The following is a 17,874-nucleotide window of genomic DNA, read 5'->3' as shown; positions in this document are numbered from 1 at the left end:
GATGTGATGAGACAAAGCAGGTCAAAGGCACGGTTAATCCCGATGCCTTTATCTTATTTAATGGAACTAGTTGTAATAAAAGTATATAGCTAGAATATATATAACTGGAATTAGTCTCAAGTGTAAAAAAAAGTTTTATTTGAGGAAAGGGTTAAAATTACTTGTTATACGGGAGGGAAAAATGAAAAAAATAAAACTACTTAAACTGGCAATGATATTTTCGTTTTGTATCTCATTGATTAGTTCTAGTTTTGTCCCGCCTACAGTAGCCCAAAGTGCCTATAATCTTCAGGTACAGCGCCTAGCGGGTGCTGATAAGTATGCGACTTCTTTAGAGATTTGCAAATATGGTTGGCCAGGCAGCTCAAAGTACGCGGTTATTGCCACAGGTGAAGATTTTCCTGATGCCTTAAGTGCTGCACCCTTAGCCAAAAAGTATAATGCACCAATCATTCTAATTGAAAAGAATTCCTTAAGAGAAAAAATTTATGAAGAGATTGCAAGACTAAAGGTTAAGAATATATTTATAATTGGTGGTACTAGTGTGATCTCGCAAAATGTGGAAGATCAGTTGGTTAAGCGAGGAATAGTTGTTAATAGAATTTGTGGAATAGACCGATATGAAACTTCTCTTAAGGTTGCTCAGGAAGTAGGCGTGGAAGAGGGAGTTGTTATTGCAACTGGATCTAACTTCGCTGATGCACTTTCTATTGCCCCTGTTGCAGCGATTAAAGGAATGCCTATCTTGTTAACCAAGCGTGATAATCTGCAGGATACTGTTACTGAGTATCTTACAGCTAAGAGTATTAGCAAAGCTTATGTCATAGGTGGTACCGCTGTAGTTAGTGAGAACATTATACATGCTTTGCCTCATTCTAAACGCCTTGCCGGTAATACTCAATATGATACGAACATTGCCATTTTGAAAGAATTTAGAGGAGACCTTAATCTGAACACAGTCTTTTTAGCTACAGGAAACAATTTCCCTGATGCTTTAAGCGGATCAGTATTAGCTGCGAATTCGAACTCTCCAACTATTTTGATTGACCGAGATATTAACCACTCTACGAAGAACTATCTAATTTCGGAGTACAACTCAATTCAAAAAATGATGGTCTTAGGTGGGACGAGTGTAATTGATGATTATGTTGTTTCGAGTATAATTAATAGATTTTCTGTAGAACCCTTTAAAGAAAAGGATTTGAATGTAGCTGAAATTAGTCTAGGCATGAGCGAGAAAAAGGTAATCGAAATAATGGGAAGTCCTCTAACCAAGTCCGAATTTTATGATGAGGCCTGTCATGAGAATATAATGACACTCAAATATTCTTGGGGTGAAGTTAGCCTGGAGCATCCTCAAGACGATAAGACTTATGTGTTCTGGATAACAGTTAGGGCTCCAGGAATTTGTGGACCACGCAATACCTTTGTAGGAGATGATATATCATTAGTCTTAAATAGGTTTAGGAATGATGATTACCCAGTTGAATATAACAACGGTTATATGTACAAACCACTCTACGGTAAAGACTATAAATACATTGATGGACATTATTGGGGTTCGGCAAGCTGTGATCAGTCTGGAAACTTAACAAGTGTATACTATGGTATTGATGGTCCTGGGTTTGGTAGCTATGGACTTAGTTATATGGTAAACAACGGAAAGGTGATGGAATACTCAATTGGACTAGGTATTATGTAAATGTATAAACTGGTCGGACTATTAGGCCGACGACAGTTATAAAGCAGGTATGAGAAAAGTTAATGAAATAGGCTTATCTTATAAAGGATGTGTTGATATAAAATGAATTAGAGATATTGTAATAAGACCTGAAGGCTCGAGGATTATCTTCGAGCCTTCTTGTTTTATCTACTCTTATATATAATCGGATAGTTAGACAATTCTAAAAAATGTGGGTATTAGTACTTAACACTGACATAATTAATTCTTTTGAAGTATATATTTAGCTAGGATATTAAGGAGTAAGGGGGAATTGCATGTCTGATCAACAAGCTGGTAATGTTCAAACCGTAGTCACTGTTTCAACCAAAAACGTAGGTGTATCGTTAATCCTTACGTTTTTATTTGGTTCACTCGGTATGTTTTATTCAACGATTATTGGTGCAATCATTATGTTGGTAATCGAAGCTATCGTAGGGTTTCTCACCGTCGGATTTGGCCTTTTAGTTACTCATCCAATATGTATGATTTGGGGCGCAGTAGCAGCTAATAGATATAATAAAAAGCTATTACAGGGCAATGTCTGATAATTACGTTTATAAGTCTTAACGGCGATTTCAGCAAGCAAAGCTGGATTAAAGCCGTTTTTTACTTCAATCTCGTTACGACGATTTTAAATCACCACACTTTCTTGAGCTGAAAAAACTTATATATCCCGTCGTCATCCTAAGAAGTTCCTTATCAAGAAAGCTTGAGATAAGGAACTTGTGCTTTGTTTAGCTACGCCCTTAAAGGAGTGTGTTTAGCATGTTTAAAAAAGGTTTGCAGCGGAATATTATTTCCGCAGTGGTTCAACTAATTGCCTTGGGGATATATGCAGTAAGCATCATTAAGATGATTAAAGTTGAATCCGTAGTACTTAACCCTATACCCTATTTCCTAGGTCTTGGCATGGTAATAATTGTGATTGATACCTTAATACTTCTATACCTTTTAAAAGAACAGGATGCTCCGGATAGTGCATCGCCCAATGTAGAACCGACAGAAAATCCTATCCTCAACAAGGAGGTGGATTAAAAATGTTGAGTGTTAATCTTAATAAAAGACTTCCCAAGGTACTTATTATAGTGTTAATGACAGCCATACTAATGGCTGTATCCAGTGCGAGTATTTACGGAAACATTGCTAAGCCGGAATTCTATCAGAAATTTATGGATTTAGGTAATAAATATTTGCAAGAAGGAAAGTATCAAGAAGCCATTTTAGAGTTCACTAAAGCAATTAAGATAGAGGCGAAGAGTACAGGCGCCAGGGTAGGAGCTGCTAAAGGTTATATTGGTATCAGTGATCTCCCGAATGCTGAAAAACTTCTGCGTGAAGCTCAAACGATAGATCCTAAGAATGAAGCTTTACTCCTGGAAATGATCGATATTCTCAAGGATCTTGCCCCGCAGACTGCCTACGAGATGCTTCAAATATACTTGAAGTTAACAGATGGAATGGAATTATCAGATCCCATGAGAGCTTTGCTTGATTCTTCCATAGAGAAGCCGGTTATTCCTCAATTACAACCTGCTCCGGGGGCCTATGTTCAGCCAATAGTAGTAACCTTAAATTCAGATAAGACAAGACTAGGACATGTATATTACTACACAGCTGATGGAAACGAGCCGGACAAATCTTCTGCCCAATACCAGGCTCCGATTCCAATTAACGAAGGTTCGGTGACCATTAAAGTTATCGGGTATAACCCTAGTGATGAACTGACAGAGGTTTTTACGGCCCAATATTCCATTGATCCCCAACTGAAACAACTGGTTGAAGCAATCTTTGATGAAGCCCAAAAGGTTTATGATAATACAACTGAAGGAAATGACATTGGAAACTCCGTACCTGGCGCAAAGGAAGAATTTATGAACGCTATAACTAAGGGTAAGGAGCTGTTTGACAATCCGATCCTAACTGTCGGGCAAACTCAAGAAATTAACAACTATCTAAAAGGTGCCTTAGACAACTTTAAGCTCAAAATCATAGAACCTTGTGACAAAACTGCCTTGAACAACGTCATAGAAAAAGCTAAAAAAGTAATGGCATCCAGTGTGGAAGGATCCCAGGATGGTCAAATTAAACCCGGCTCGAAAAAGATCTTAAATAACCAAATTGAGGCGGCCACTAAAGTAGCTACTGATATTTTAACAAGACAATCTACTGCTGATAGTGCTGCAAGTAATTTGCAGGCTGCAATAAAAGCATTTGAAAATTCCAGAGTCAGGGTTGTAGTAAATCCGGATGGCACAAATTTCACCTATGGATTTAAAACTTTGATGGGAGATGCGAAGAGCAGAACCTTTACCGGAAGATTTACCGTAGTTACCACCGGAACAGCACATTTGTATAGGGCTGATAAGAAGATTTACAAGGGGGATACGGGGACTATAAAAATACAGCTTACAAGAAGGGATAATTCTGTAACGACTTATGCAACGGAAACATGGGATAAGGATAAATCGTCCGTGCTTACTCGTGGAACCTGGTATGCTGAGTACAACGGGGCGGATAATACTTTTAAACTTTATCCCGAAGGTGGAAGTGATAGTGCGGATAGGTTTGTTGGTACTTATATCAACGGGAAAATGACAGGGAAGGTTTATTTGAGTGGAGTAGGATATTGTATGGATTTTACAGCCCAATAATTGAACGGTCTGCCATGGGCTCAGGGAGTAATCCTCGAGCCCTATTTAGTAGAGGTCGGATTTCTTACAACTTTGGCAATAAAGTGCTAACCTGTAAGAAAACAATATAAATGTAGAATAAAGGAATTTCATTAATTACATAGAATAGATTGATTTGGTGGAATTAAGGAGCAATTCAGGCGATGATATTGTATCCCATAAATATGATGAAGTAAGGTGGGGAAAAGGTGAAATTATGATAAGGAGATTTATAGGGGGAAATATTAATATGCTAAAGACTACCGGAGTAAGAAGATTATTCTCGATACTACTTGTATTTACAATATTATCAGGCTCGATGATAGGATGTTCCAGTACGCCTGTTACTGCTAAGGTCGATGATAAACTGGAGTTGGCAATTAAATACCTTAGTGAAAGCAATTACGAAGAGGCTATATTAACATATCAAGAAGTTATTAAAATTGATCCCAAGAATGTTCAGGCTTATAAAGGTATGAGTATTGCATATTGTTTAAATGGTAAGCCTGATGAAGCTGAAGAAATTTTAGTTGTTGGCCTGAAACAAACAGAAAATGATCGATTACTCCAATTAACTAAAGCTGGTTTGTTAGAGGATAATGGTAAAAAAGAAGATGCTGAGAATTATTACAAGGATCTAGCTGCAGCAGATAAAAAGTACTCAAAATACTACGTATCATCTTTGATTAGACATGAAAAAACTGAGAAAGCAATCGAATTTCTTGAGTCTATAGGTGTACAAGAAAACTACGAATTATTGAACTTATTAGCAGAGACTTATTTTCTGAATGATGACAAGGATAAGGCATTAGCATGTATCTCTCAATCGCTTTCACTTCAGCCTGACCAATCCGGTGCATATAATCTGGCCCTAAAGATTTACATAAATAGGTCAGAAGAACTTATTGTTTTAAGCAACAAGCTCTTAGAACAAAACCTTGATATTCAAAGTCAGGTTCTAAAATTTATAGCCTTAAGTAAACAGAAAAAATATGATGATCTATTCAAGTTTTACGAACAGCTAGCGGATCAAACTAAGAACATGGTCCTAGTAAAAACAACTATAGCATCGGCCTGGTTTGATCAAGGCAACATTGATAAAGGAACTGAGATTTTAACCAATATTAAAGTTGACGAACTATCAGACGCTGGCATATTAGCTAGTTTGGGAAATTATTATCTGGCAAATGGGGATAAACAAAAAGCTCGTTTATTTGCTGAGCGAGGAGTAAGTATTAACAGCGAAAAGCTGGACAATTATCTGATACTATACAAAAGCTACCTTGAAGAGGACGATTCGCTGGCAAAAATATGGCTAATGAGATTTTTACTTAGCAATCCATATGGGTTAAAGGAAGCAAAATCAGAGTTATTTAAATCTGGAATTAAGATTTTCTTAAATGAAATAGAACAAGAAGATATAAGTAAGGATATTGTATCAGACATACTGCTTGATGGTGAAGAACCTGATGACTGGTGCGCCTACTGGATGAATTCTGTCTATCTTGATATCCAAAATAATGTTGCCTACTTTAATGTAATGACAAAGGATGAAGCGGTGACATGGGTTATCCCAACAGCGAACGGCCTTGTGACTCACACCTTTAACAATATTGAGAAAAAGAATTATATAATGCGTATTCATAATCCTGTTGTTGTATCCTCAGAACTCGAGATGTATCCATATTCTAAGCAAGGCAATGGTGATAGATATCAGCAAGCCATAATTCAGTGTTTGAAAGATGATAGTGAGGATTCAGAGGATTCACTGGGTGTAATTATTGGACAGGGTGGCCCATTTGAAGAAATCCTAGCGAAATCGGGTTATTCATTAGATAAATTTACTTTTATTGATATTGGTAACAATTAGGGGTTCGAGGAGTAATCCTCGAAATTAGTTAAATCAGAGACTTAAAACAAAGGAATAAATGTCTGATCAAGGGAGAAAATTATCTGAAAATTAAGTATTAAACACCACATTCTGACAAATAATTTAGATTTCGGAAGATATAATTATTAGTGGTACTGTTGCTTGATTATACATAAGAGGTTCACCATAACTCGTGCTCGAATTTAAATTATAGTTATCCGTAGAGGTGTTATAAAGGGGTTGAGAAAATGGCAAGATCTAAAAGAATTACCAGTAATAATGACGGGTAATGATTTTGAAAATGACCTTATTAAGGCTGGTATTTCATTAGAATCTATTACATTTGCGGATAAACCGAGTTATCCAGTTAACTAATAAATGAAAAAATTTAATGGATTAGAGGTATTGGAATACTTAAAAATGATATCGGTAATAAGTCTTATACTAAGACGAAAAATATTGAGAGGTGTTTTTAGAATTGAGTGATGATAGACAAACGCTCAGAATTGTTATCATGTTGGCAGTCATGGGAACTGTTTTGGTTCTTGGGGGAGTATTGAAACTTTCAGGTATAATTTAATATCGTCCGGAGGGTAGATAATGGGTAAGCTAAACTTAGTTATTGCTGACAATGACACTTCCTATCTCGAATCATTATGGAAGTATATGCAGTTAATTAATGTCAGCGAAGTAGTATTAATTCATAAATTCACGAGCAGGGAAGCATTGGAATCCTTTCTTGAACAAAGAAAAAGAGGGGACATTCAAGAAATCAACGTGCTATTGGTAAGACCTGATTTGTTGCCATTAAGTTATATTACGCCAAAAGGCCAAGAGAATATTGATATAGCAATGATACTGTTTTTAACAGACAATCCCGTTGACAGCAATGAATATACATTTCCCCAAGTCTATAAATATTTAACAGCAGATGCCCTCTTGAAAAAGGTTACAGACCTTTATCTAAAGAAGATGCAAATTAACTCAGCGCTAAGAACGAGTCAACAAAGATCAACATGTTTAGCACTATTTTCTCCATCGGGAGGCGCAGGAAAGACAACTTTATCCCTGGCTCTGGCAAAAACTCTTGGTCAAGAAGGAAAACGAGTTCTCTATGTTAATCTCGAGTCCACAAATAGTCTAAACAAGTTATTGCCTAACCAAACAGGAGCTAGTGCTTCTCAACTTTTGCTATATATCCAGGATGAAGAAGCTGATTCAATGCGAACAAACGAGAAAATACAGGAAGCAATTGCTCGTAATGATGAATTAAATTTGGACTACCTAAATTTATTTGATAATTCCTTTCATATACTTGATTTGAGTAAAAAGAATTTGATTTCTCTAATGAAATTAGTATTGAACATGAGCTTATATGATTTTATTATTATCGATTTGGAATCGAGTCTCAATGCCAGGACTATCACGGTTTTGGAGGAGATTTGCGATCGTTTTTTCTGGGTTCACGGCACTTTGGACGACAATTACCACCAAATGAAATCACAACAGTTAGAGAAAGATATAGACAATCTTTCGTATGAACGCTCCCAGAAATACATAAAAAGGTGTATTCCGGTTATAAACCGGTATTACTACGGAGATACGGAAATACTGGGGCAGACTGTTATGCTCAAAATACCATATACCAGAGATATCTTTAATCTTGAAAAGGGTTTTTCTAACCAAGTTGACGGCATTAACTTTTGGAGAGGAGTATCGCAGATCGCACTTACCGTTTCCAATTAAAACTAAGAAGGTGATCCTTTATGGATGATTTAGTTAGCCGCTTGCGTAAGGAAATCAGAGTTGGTATAGACTTATCAACAGAAATCAATGATAGAGACTTAAGAGAGAAAATTCGCTCCAAAGTATTAGGTGACCAAGAAGCGCGCAGGCTAAGTATATCTGAACAAAAAGAGATTATTGATAGGATCTACGATTCCATGCGAGGGCTTGATATTCTTGAACCTCTTCTGAGAGATCCTACAATTACTGAAATAATGATTAATAGCAAAGATGAAATATTTATTGAACGTAAAGGGAGCACACAACAAATTGAGTTAAAATTCGAAGACGAAGAAAGGCTGCTTAATGTAATTCAGAGTATCGTGGCAACGGTTAATCGGAGAGTTAATGAATCTAGCCCGATTGTTGATGCTAGGCTTAAAGATGGATCCCGGGTAAATGTTGTTCTTCCCCCGATTGCCCTCAAAGGCCCAACCATGACTATTCGGAAATTTCCGGCGAAACCTGTTACGATTGAGGACCTTATCGAATGGGGTGCCATCAGCCAAGAAGCAGCCGATTTTATACAATCTCTTGTTACCGCTAGATACAATATTTTTATTAGTGGTGGTACAGGTTCAGGAAAAACAACGTTTCTAAACGCTTTATCAAACTTTATCCCAGAAGATGAGCGGGTTATTACTATAGAAGATTCGGCGGAACTCCAGATTAAGAAGGTTAAAAATTTAGTGGCTATGGAAACCAGAAATTCCGCCTCCGGTAGTGAGGCAAAGGAAATATCTATTAGAGATTTGATTAAAAGTTCCTTACGAATGCGGCCTGATCGTATTGTTGTGGGAGAAGTACGGGGGGCGGAAGCTTTAGATATGCTTCAAGCTATGAATACAGGTCACGATGGTTCTTTGTCAACGGGACATGCGAATTCTCCACAGGATATGCTAAGTCGTCTAGAAACAATGGTTTTAAGTGGTGGGGCGGGCTTGCCAATTGAAGTTGTGCGTAAGCAAATCAGTTCAGCCATCGAAATTATGGTTCACTTAAGCAGATTAAGAGATAAAACACGCAAAGTCATGGAGATATGTGAAGTTACAGGTTATAGCAATGGGGAGGTGAGGCTAAAAACCTTGTACAGTTTTGAGGAAGAAGGTAGTCGGAAAAAGGTGGAAGGAAGACTTGAAAAAGTTGCTGAACTGAAGAATACATCAAAACTTAAAACATACGGTATACAACTCAGTTAGTTTCTTTAAAGGAGTAACTGTTTATGAAAATTGCAATTATTGCGGGAATCGCAGGGATGCTTACTTTTTTTATATTCATCATTCTGGATAAACGGAAATTGCGTAATTCTGAAGAGTCGGAACTCAAGGTAGATTCTATAATTAAAAAAGAAAAGTTTAAAATAACGAAAAAAGATAAGGCCCCTGTTGTCAATGAATTAGGGTTACCGTTCTATGATGAGTACGAAATGAGCAAGAAAGAAAAAGTTGGCTACAGTCTACTAGCTGGAATGATCTTGTTTTTAATCGGATATCTTTTTTATATGAATCCGATTATATCGCTAGGTTTTAGTCTTCTAGGGTTATTCTTTCCTAAGATTAGAAGAAAGCAGATTATCGCTCAACGTAAAGATAACTTAACAAATCAATTCAAATTTGCGCTGGCCTCGATTTCCTCTTCTTTATCCGCAGGCAAATCGGTTGAGAATGCTTTTAGGTCTTCCTTGGATGACTTAAAGTTACTGTTTCCTGATGATAATACGGATATTTTGCGTGAACTTAAATGGATAGTTGCCAAGGTTGATTTGAATGAACCCTTAGAACAAGCACTTCAGGATTTTGCACAACGAGCAAATATCGAAGAAATTTTCAGCTTTGCAGAGGTCTTTACGACCTGTAAAAGAACCGGCGGGAATTTAGTAGAGGTTGTGAGAAAAACAACTGTTGTCATTCAAGAGAAATTGGAAATTAAGAACGAAATAAAAATAACGCTAGCAGCTAAGAAAATGGAGCAAAAAGGAATTGTTATTGTTCCATTTTTCATTATCGGATATCTAGCCTTAGCCACCGGAGATTTTATGACCCCTATGTATAATACCCTTCAAGGGAGAATAGTGATGACTGTGGGATGGGTAGTTATAGCAGTAATTATATACGTATCAGACCGTATTATGGATATTAGGGTGTGAGATTGTGATTGTTTTGATTTTTTTTGTAACTTTTAATATTGGGGCCGGATTTCTCTTCTTGATGGGCAAAAAGAAAAATCCCAATATTATAGCAGATAAGGCACAGGGTTTTCGTTTAGGGCCTTTATATCCAATTGCTTACGCAATTTTAGATCGAATATCAATTACTTCAATTCCATTGTTTCAGAGATTAATGACGAAGTTGGCACAACTATATGGCAGTGAAAATATACATACAACAACCAAGAATTTCATTGCTGAACAAGTTTCGCTATTTCTGCTGGTAGCTGAATTTTTCACACTACTATCCCTTTCACAGGGTCCGGATCAAACTGTTTTTGCTATAGGTCTTGGGTTGGCAGTCATAATTTTTATCTATAGATTTCAGAAAGTTGAAAAAGATACCCTGAATAAAAAACGGGAGATAGAATCTGATCTGCCTGATTTTTTAAGTAAGTTGGTACTTCTGGTTAACGCGGGGGAAAGCATGCAGAATGCTATCATAAATATTGCTAATTCCAGCTCGAGTGAAAGACCTTTGTACAAGGAGCTTAAGACGCTGGCAAAAGAACTAGAATATGGCAAGTCCTTTACTCAAGCGATCGATGAGTTTGCCAAGCGATGCCTAGTCCAACAAGTAACCGTGTTTGCTACTTCAGTCATTCTCAATTATCGGAGAGGAGGGGAAGAGCTGACTGAGGCACTTAATGCCTTGGCCAGAGAAAATTGGGAAAACCGTAAGCTAATAGCTAAAACTTTAGCGGAGGAAGCATCATCAAAACTGTTGATTCCTATGATGTTCATCTTTGTTGTAGTTGCAGTCATCGTGGTAACTCCGGTTTTGTTAATGATGTAACTAAAGAATATCAAAATGAAGGGGGAATCGAAATGTTTGGTAAGTTAAAAAGCTTCTGGCAGGAAGAAGACGGAGTAACAGTGGTAGAACTATTGATAGTCGTAGGAGTTCTGGTCGCTATTGCATCGTTGTTTAGGAAGCAGATTTTTTTATGGGTTGAAGGTCTTATGTCGGATTCTCAAGAGCAGATGCAGGGCGGGCAGGATACTAATCTTAATAGTACTCCCAAACCATCCTCCAAAAACTAGTGAAACAGGTAATAGCATAATGCAATGTCTAAAAAAGCAGTTATTTAAAATTTGGAAAAGCGAAGACGGAACATATACCCTTGAAGCGACCCTGATTTTCCCATTAATCATGTTCCTTACGCTCCTTTTTTTGCTTGTTGCTGTTGTCCAATGGCAACAAGCGGCCCTTAATCAAAATGCAACCATTATTGCCGAGCAATTGGCAGCTAACTGGGATGTCAGTGCCAAGGAGATTACCACAGGAAATTTTGCTTTGATTAACAATGATTTCAAGGATACTCGGGGAGATGATGGCCTGTACTGGCGGATTTTCAATGATGGTGCCGCTACCTCGCAAGAACCGGCCTCATTTTTTAACGGACTGTCTAAGGAAAAGATTGACGTGGCTATGGAGTATCTCCACGATAAAGGCGTGTCGGGAACAATTTCTTACAGTGGATTACCTGCGCGAACCATCACAGTCAAACTAAACAGAGACGTTTTTCCGAAGTTACATCTACCTTTCCTAAATAGTTCGATATCAGCTACTTCAACAGCCCATGTGGCAGAACCTGTTCAATTCATGCGTAATATTGATATGGCAATTTACTATTCAAAATCAATTGAAGAAAATTTTAAAATCTTTGAGTCGTTTAATAAGAAAAAGAAAAAGTAAAACATAGTTTTGAGGGTGGAGAGTTTGAAGCGAATTTTTGGTGATGAACGAGGGGTTATAACTGTATATTTGCTGATTATTTTGATAGCAATGGTCTTTTTTTTGGGAGTTTTGATTGACTTGTCCCGTATCTCTGCTGCAAAAAAGGCGTTAGAGAAAGCAGCCAATGCCTCAGCACGTTCAGTGCTTGCCGACTACAATCCAGCCCTCAGAAACTATGGCCTGTTTGGACTTAATAACAAAGATAAGGCTAATCATAATTTTAAGGATTACTTAGAAGAGAATTTAGCTCCCACAAAACTATTTGACTATAAAATTGAAAGAACAACAGCAGACACAAGTCTACTTGAGCAAAGTGCTTTGGATAATAGAGCAGTCACTGAACATCAGATACTTGATGAGATGAAATACCGAGCTCCTATTGAGTTGACGGCGCAAATTATTGAAGCTTTTCGTCCGATTAGTAAGATGTCGGAAAATACTGATAAGGGAAATACGATAGTTGACCTTCAACAGGAAAGAGACGGGTTAATTCAGGAGGCCAGAGATGAATTTTCCTCCGCTCTAAAAAATTATAGTACATTAAAAAATGAGACCTACAAAGATTTTGATACCGCCTGGAATGAACTAGATTCACTATCGGACGATAAATGGAAAGAAGAGAGTAAAGATAAGCTAAAGCTCCAACTGGATAATTCTATTAAAGAAAATGGAATTATTAACTTATCAAACGTTATGTCAGAAAAACTTGATAATGTAAATAATAAGCTTTCTGAAGCAAAAAGAATTGACGATCAAATTATAGAGTTAAGTAAGAAAAAAGATGACAGGTATTCTTTGCCGGAAACAAATGGAACAAAAATAAATGCTCCGGACGTACCGGATCCGACACAGGTAAATACAATTTATATAGGTTCTGCTAAATTCAAAGAATGGGAAATTATTACTACTGAATATAAGAAAGCAATGGATGACATTAACTCATCTGCTCAAAAACTTGATGATAAGATCGATTCTTCTAGTAAAGAAAAAGCAAAAACTTTCAATAACAAATTAGGGGATGCTAGGACTTACTTTGAAACGTTTAACCAAAAGAATAAAAAGTTTTTCGATAGAGAGCCTGTTAATCCCACAAATGAAAAAGATACTAATTCTATAGTAAAAAAAGAGAAAGAAAATATTGAGAGTGAGTTAAAAGAATTACAAGAGCAGATCAGTGAGCAATTTACACAGCGAGATAAATTAAGAAATGCTATTGACTATTATAAAAGTGTTCCAATATCTCCCAAAAGCAATAACGATACGCCTCGAAAGCAAATATTCAGCTTTTTGCCAAGCCTATTTGAAAAACTTAAGAATATCCCTTATGCGGCAAGGGATGAATTATACGTGAATGAATACGTGCTATCGAAGTTTACTAATTTAACGACGGATAAACCTTCAAATCCAGATCCCATAACGAACCATGCTATGAAGAACGGTGAAGCTGAGTTTGTCTTATATGGTAATCCTTTGCCGCTTAATAATTTGGCAGCGGCCGCTGGAGAACTTTTCACAGTGAGATTAACCATAAATACAATTTATCATTTTACTTTTTCCACTGATGCTGAGCTTGTGTCTAGAATTTTAAGCTCAATTATATTAGCTGCAGTTGATACAGCATTTGATATGAATGATCTTCTAATACGTAAAACTCCAATAAAGCTGATGGGTGAAAGGATTAAATACGTTCATGCTGTCAAGCTAGTCGATGCCTTACCTAGATGGGATTATACTGACTATCTACGGCTCTTTATGCTGTTGCAAACCAATAATATGGATCAAAAGATAGCTCGAATTCAAAGTCTTATATCCTTAAATGAAGACGATTGTGATCTAAATCCCCCAAAATTGCTCCCTTCAGCCTCAACAGTAGGGAAATTCCAAGCGCAAGTATCTATAAGGCTTTGGTTTATTCCAAAAGTTATGAAAGTACTAGGAACTGCCGCAAATTATGCCGTAAACGGAGATCGTGTTATCCTCACACAAGAAATAACTGCTTCTTACTAGGAGAGAGTTAAATGAAAATGTGGCTAAGAAAAGTAGACAATGGTAAGAAAAACGAGACGGGAAGCATTGCTCTAGAAGCAACAATGGTATTTCCGATCTTTATGCTATTCATAATATTCCTAATTGGTTTTATTAGGCTTGCATCAATACAGATGGCCTTAGATCAGGCGGTTGGGGATGCGACAAAAGAAATTGCCACTCATTATTATCCAATTGCTCTATTAAAAGATAAGACGAAGGAGGTCATAAAGGAAAAAACATCTGAGATAGCAGGAAAGCTTACCTCATCGGATCAGGACGATGGTCCCATCGTTTACATAACGTTAACGGGAAAGAGTTATCACACTCAAGACTGTGGCCATCTCTATAATAGCAAAATTCCTATGACACTTAAGGTTGCTAGTGCTAGTCATTATGCTCCTTGCAAAGATTGCAAGCCGCCAATCGAGAATATTAATAAGGATAATTCAACTAAGCCCAAAAATACAGCTGATACAATCAAAGATATTTATGGTCAAATCCCGGGAGTCCTTAAAGACTATTTAAAAGGTATACTTGACTCCGCTAAGGAAAAAGGGACTGAAATGCTAGACGAGAAACTCTCCGGGGTAGTAAAAGTCTTTGTTTTATCCCTACAAGGAACCAATAATGACCAAGGGGTATTAAAAGGAGAACAGTTACACATAAGAAATGTAAAAATAGTTGAGGGAGAAGATATTGTTATCGAAGCAACTTATGAGGTGAAAATACCTACCCCGTTAGGTACAAAAACAATTCAATTAGAAAGTAAGGCGACAGAAAAAACATGGAAATAAAACTTGAATCTTCTTGGGTTAACTTGGTCGTATTATTTATTACAATTGGTCTGGCGTGGTGGGGGGATATCAGAACTAAGAAAATTAAAAATAAGCTCACTTTATCCGCCTGTCTAATAGGATTCGCTCTTAATGCAATCTTCTACAGTACTCAAGGGCTATATTTTTCTTTAAGAGGGTTAGGTGCCGGGTTTCTGCTTATGTTTTTACTTTATTTGGCCGGTGTCGTTGGGGCTGGTGATGTAAAGCTGTTCGGAGCCGTTGGATCCATTATGGGAATGGCCTATGTTATTACCTTGTACTTTTATTCCATACTTATGGGAAGTCTAATTGGTTTAGTTCTAATGATATGGCAAAAACAATTTGTCATAAGGGTAAAGGGCTTGTTTCAGGCTTTAAAGGGATTGATATTCTTTAAAAGTTTAGAACCGTTGCGTGACTTTTCCAAGGGTAAAGGACTGAAAATACCCTATATGTACGCAGTATTGCCATGTTCGATTATCGCTGTAATTTTGCCGATTCAGGCTTTGATGTAGGAGGAGAGAAAATGGGCAGCGGATTATTAGGGTTCTCTTACGATTATGAGGAAAGTGCAAGAGGACGATTATTAATTGTGGGTACAGATCAAATAGAAGCAAATAGGTTGGTGGATGCTGGAGTTCATATGCTTAAAAGCCACACTATTACAGGCGTCCTTCCTCTTGAAGTGGAATTTACTAACATGAAAGCGAAGCTTTGCTACTTAGTTAAAGGAAGAAAAACATTAGCCGAACTTCTAAAAGGGCGAAAGTTATCTTTACAGGAATTTATAAAAATTCTCAGTCAAATCTTAACTGCAATAAATGAAAGTCCGAGATTCTTCCTCAATGAAACTAATTACATAATAGATATAAACTATATATTTTCGACACAAGACTATGATATTGGACTTATTTATTTACCGCTAACTAATTTGGAAAATAAGGATTCTGCATTTGACGAGGTTAAAAACAATATTGTCAGTGTTCTTTACGCACATATTGATGATCAATATGCGATAAAAGCTAAATCAATTTTCGAAGAATTTCTTTCTGAGGAATATTCTCTCATGGAAATTAATGAGCGTTTAAAAAGATTTAACAACCCGTTGCCGTCCCCTCCTAGAAAGCATGAATCCAATAAATCTATAGAACCAATTTCTCCTTCTCGAGCAAACTCTATGGATCTTTTGAATAACAAAGCACCTCAGCAAAAATTTCCAGATGAACCGTTTAAACCAAATTCAAAGCCGGACAAATCAAAACAAAAAAATCCAGTAAAGGGAGCATTATATGAAGAAAAGCCTACACCAGGAGTGAAAAGAGGACTTAACTCTAAAGAGCGAAAAATATTGGTTACTCTGGCAGTACTATTTATCCTACTCTACTGGATAGGGTTTGTACTTTTCGGAAAAGGAACTCTTCAGGAAGGGATATTATATATTGCGATTGGTCTCACTATCTTAACTGCTGATGGCACTTTTGCGGCAATCAAACTGTTCAAAAAGATGGACATTGTACCTATGTCAGCTAAGAAAGAAATAGCTGCATCTGCCCAGCAGAGGCAACCTCAGATCGCTACCCATACTACTTCTTTAGGCAACAGTAATGCTACCGTTGCTCTATGTCAGGCGTATTTTGATGTTGAAAGTGGAACCCAAAAGGGACGGATTGAACTTAATCGTCTGCCTTTTTTGGTCGGACGCGGAAAACCCTATGAAGCGTATGTTATTGAGGATGGCTCAGTTTCGGGTGAACATGCACGAATAGAAATGTTCGATGGCCAATATGTCATCACTGATCTAGCTTCAACAAATGGTACCTATGTACATGGGTCAAGGTTAGAGTCCAATCAACCATACCCTATATGCGATGGCGATACTATTCGGATGGGGCGAACGGAATTCATCTTTCATATAGGGATGTAAGATATATGAAAAGTTCAAAGTATGAATTCGCAATGGCAACAGACAAAGGGGTCGTAAAACCTATTAATGAAGATAGGGGATTATATAAAGCCGATTTGGATCATGAGGGGAATACAATAGCAATATGCGCAGTGGCTGATGGAATGGGCGGGCTTGCTGCGGGTGACATTGCTAGTGGCATAGCTATTCAGTATTTACACCAATGGTGGGAAGAACGAATTCCTGCCATATTTACCGAAGAGGCAAGATTGGACTCTAAAAGAAACTCGTCCAGGACAATCAATCTGAAGTTGTCTTCAAAACTTCCGCTCTTCTTAGAGATGGTGGATAGCGAACTTACCCGCGTTTTTCATCAGATTAACGATACCCTTATCATGGAAGGGGAGCAGAGAGGAAAGAAGATAGGAACAACCCTCAGCGTTTTCTTTCTCTATAAGGATGATTACTTAATCAAACATATAGGCGATAGTAGGATCTACCAAGTTAACAGACATTTAGAACAACTCACTGAGGATCATTCGTGGGTCGCCGAACAGCTCAGAAAAGGAAGGTTAACACCCACGGAAGCCAAGAATCATCCTTCCAGACACATATTAACAGAATGTCTAGGAGTAAAAGAAAGAATAGAACCCTACATTTATCATAGTTTTTTTAAGGGGGATGAAACAATCCTAGTTTGTAGTGATGGATTTTATACCATGGTCGAAGAGTTTGTTTGGTTTAATTATCTGCAAACAGTAAAAAAGAAAAACCATAAGCTGCAAATTGCAACAGAGACATTGGTATCAATGGCTAACAACGGTGGAGGGCTTGACAATATCACAGTAATACTGGTAAATGCTAATTTCCAGAAAAAGAACTGGATTAGGGACATATTTCGAAAAATAAATAATCATGATTAATACGTAATAAGAGTTTACTTAACCAATGGTATCCTTTAATACAGTCCTGCCCCTTAATTTCTTTTCCCCTTACATAATCACCAGGGATAATTTTCTTCTCTAATTCTTTATAGTAAAGCCAATCTTTAGATTATGGGGGGCAAAAAAACTTCTTGAAATTATTATATTAATTGTAGTCTTTTTTACTATTTATTTAATAGATCCTAACGAT

General features: G+C 37.2%; 17 protein-coding genes. All 17 read left to right on the top strand.

Annotated features, from left to right (window positions below; genetic code table 11):
• Window positions 1–181 precede the first annotated feature (181 nt).
• The gene (locus tag DP73_RS21945; protein WP_052090374.1) at window positions 182–1,702 is read left to right on the top strand and encodes a cell wall-binding repeat-containing protein; all 1,521 of its coding nucleotides are present in this window, start codon (window positions 182–184) and stop codon (window positions 1,700–1,702) included.
• A gap of 296 nt (window positions 1,703–1,998) precedes the next feature.
• The gene (locus DP73_RS03835) at window positions 1,999–2,268 is read left to right on the top strand and encodes a hypothetical protein (protein WP_034597558.1); all 270 of its coding nucleotides are present in this window, start codon (window positions 1,999–2,001) and stop codon (window positions 2,266–2,268) included.
• A 220-nt stretch (window positions 2,269–2,488) separates the two neighbouring features.
• Window positions 2,489–2,758 (top strand): hypothetical protein, encoded by a 270-nt coding sequence (locus tag DP73_RS03830; protein ID WP_034597556.1) that lies wholly within the window; start codon window positions 2,489–2,491, stop codon window positions 2,756–2,758.
• Between the two features lie 2 nt (window positions 2,759–2,760).
• Window positions 2,761–4,374, top strand: a complete 1,614-nt coding sequence (locus tag DP73_RS03825; protein WP_034597554.1) for a chitobiase/beta-hexosaminidase C-terminal domain-containing protein — start codon at window positions 2,761–2,763, stop codon at window positions 4,372–4,374.
• 157 nt (window positions 4,375–4,531) lie between these two features.
• Window positions 4,532–6,262, top strand: coding sequence for a tetratricopeptide repeat protein (locus tag DP73_RS03820; RefSeq protein ID WP_165574377.1), 1,731 nt, complete (start codon window positions 4,532–4,534; stop codon window positions 6,260–6,262).
• Window positions 6,263–6,502: 240 nt separating this feature from the next.
• Window positions 6,503–6,637 carry a hypothetical protein gene (locus DP73_RS24155; RefSeq protein ID WP_282432650.1) on the top strand — a complete coding sequence of 45 codons (135 nt, stop codon included), beginning with the start codon at window positions 6,503–6,505 and terminating at the stop codon, window positions 6,635–6,637.
• A 225-nt stretch (window positions 6,638–6,862) separates the two neighbouring features.
• On the top strand, window positions 6,863–8,008 hold the full coding sequence (locus DP73_RS03815; RefSeq protein WP_034597551.1) for an AAA family ATPase: 1,146 nt from the start codon (window positions 6,863–6,865) through the stop codon (window positions 8,006–8,008).
• A gap of 20 nt (window positions 8,009–8,028) precedes the next feature.
• Window positions 8,029–9,246: a CpaF family protein gene (locus DP73_RS03810; RefSeq protein WP_034597548.1), complete on the top strand. Its 1,218-nt coding sequence runs from the start codon at window positions 8,029–8,031 to the stop codon at window positions 9,244–9,246.
• Window positions 9,247–9,269: 23 nt separating this feature from the next.
• The gene (locus tag DP73_RS03805; protein ID WP_242865683.1) at window positions 9,270–10,193 is read left to right on the top strand and encodes a type II secretion system F family protein; all 924 of its coding nucleotides are present in this window, start codon (window positions 9,270–9,272) and stop codon (window positions 10,191–10,193) included.
• A 4-nt stretch (window positions 10,194–10,197) separates the two neighbouring features.
• Complete coding sequence (locus DP73_RS03800) at window positions 10,198–11,049, top strand: type II secretion system F family protein (protein ID WP_034597547.1); 852 nt, start codon at window positions 10,198–10,200, stop codon at window positions 11,047–11,049.
• Window positions 11,050–11,081: 32 nt separating this feature from the next.
• A complete protein-coding gene (locus DP73_RS03795) occupies window positions 11,082–11,297 on the top strand; it encodes a Flp1 family type IVb pilin (RefSeq protein ID WP_034597545.1) in 216 nt (71 codons plus the stop codon).
• A 19-nt stretch (window positions 11,298–11,316) separates the two neighbouring features.
• Window positions 11,317–11,952 carry a hypothetical protein gene (locus DP73_RS03790; protein WP_034597544.1) on the top strand — a complete coding sequence of 212 codons (636 nt, stop codon included), beginning with the start codon at window positions 11,317–11,319 and terminating at the stop codon, window positions 11,950–11,952.
• Window positions 11,953–11,976: 24 nt separating this feature from the next.
• Window positions 11,977–14,001 carry a DUF5702 domain-containing protein gene (locus DP73_RS03785; RefSeq protein WP_034597543.1) on the top strand — a complete coding sequence of 675 codons (2,025 nt, stop codon included), beginning with the start codon at window positions 11,977–11,979 and terminating at the stop codon, window positions 13,999–14,001.
• A gap of 11 nt (window positions 14,002–14,012) precedes the next feature.
• Entirely contained in the window at window positions 14,013–14,816 is an 804-nt protein-coding gene (locus DP73_RS03780) for a TadE family protein (RefSeq protein WP_034597541.1), read from the top strand.
• Complete coding sequence (locus DP73_RS03775) at window positions 14,807–15,352, top strand: A24 family peptidase (protein WP_052090373.1); 546 nt, start codon at window positions 14,807–14,809, stop codon at window positions 15,350–15,352. Before DP73_RS03780 ends, DP73_RS03775 begins: the two co-directional genes overlap by 10 nt.
• An 11-nt stretch (window positions 15,353–15,363) precedes the next feature.
• Window positions 15,364–16,761: a DUF6382 domain-containing protein gene (locus DP73_RS21940; RefSeq protein ID WP_052090372.1), complete on the top strand. Its 1,398-nt coding sequence runs from the start codon at window positions 15,364–15,366 to the stop codon at window positions 16,759–16,761.
• Between the two features lie 5 nt (window positions 16,762–16,766).
• The gene (locus tag DP73_RS03765) at window positions 16,767–17,663 is read left to right on the top strand and encodes a protein phosphatase 2C domain-containing protein (RefSeq protein WP_034597540.1); all 897 of its coding nucleotides are present in this window, start codon (window positions 16,767–16,769) and stop codon (window positions 17,661–17,663) included.
• Window positions 17,664–17,874: the final 211 nt, after the last annotated feature.

Source organism: Desulfosporosinus sp. HMP52 (genome assembly GCF_000765145.1).
Taxonomy (GTDB): Bacteria; Bacillota; Desulfitobacteriia; order Desulfitobacteriales; family Desulfitobacteriaceae; genus Desulfosporosinus.
This window is presented reverse-complemented; position numbering and strand designations above follow the sequence as displayed.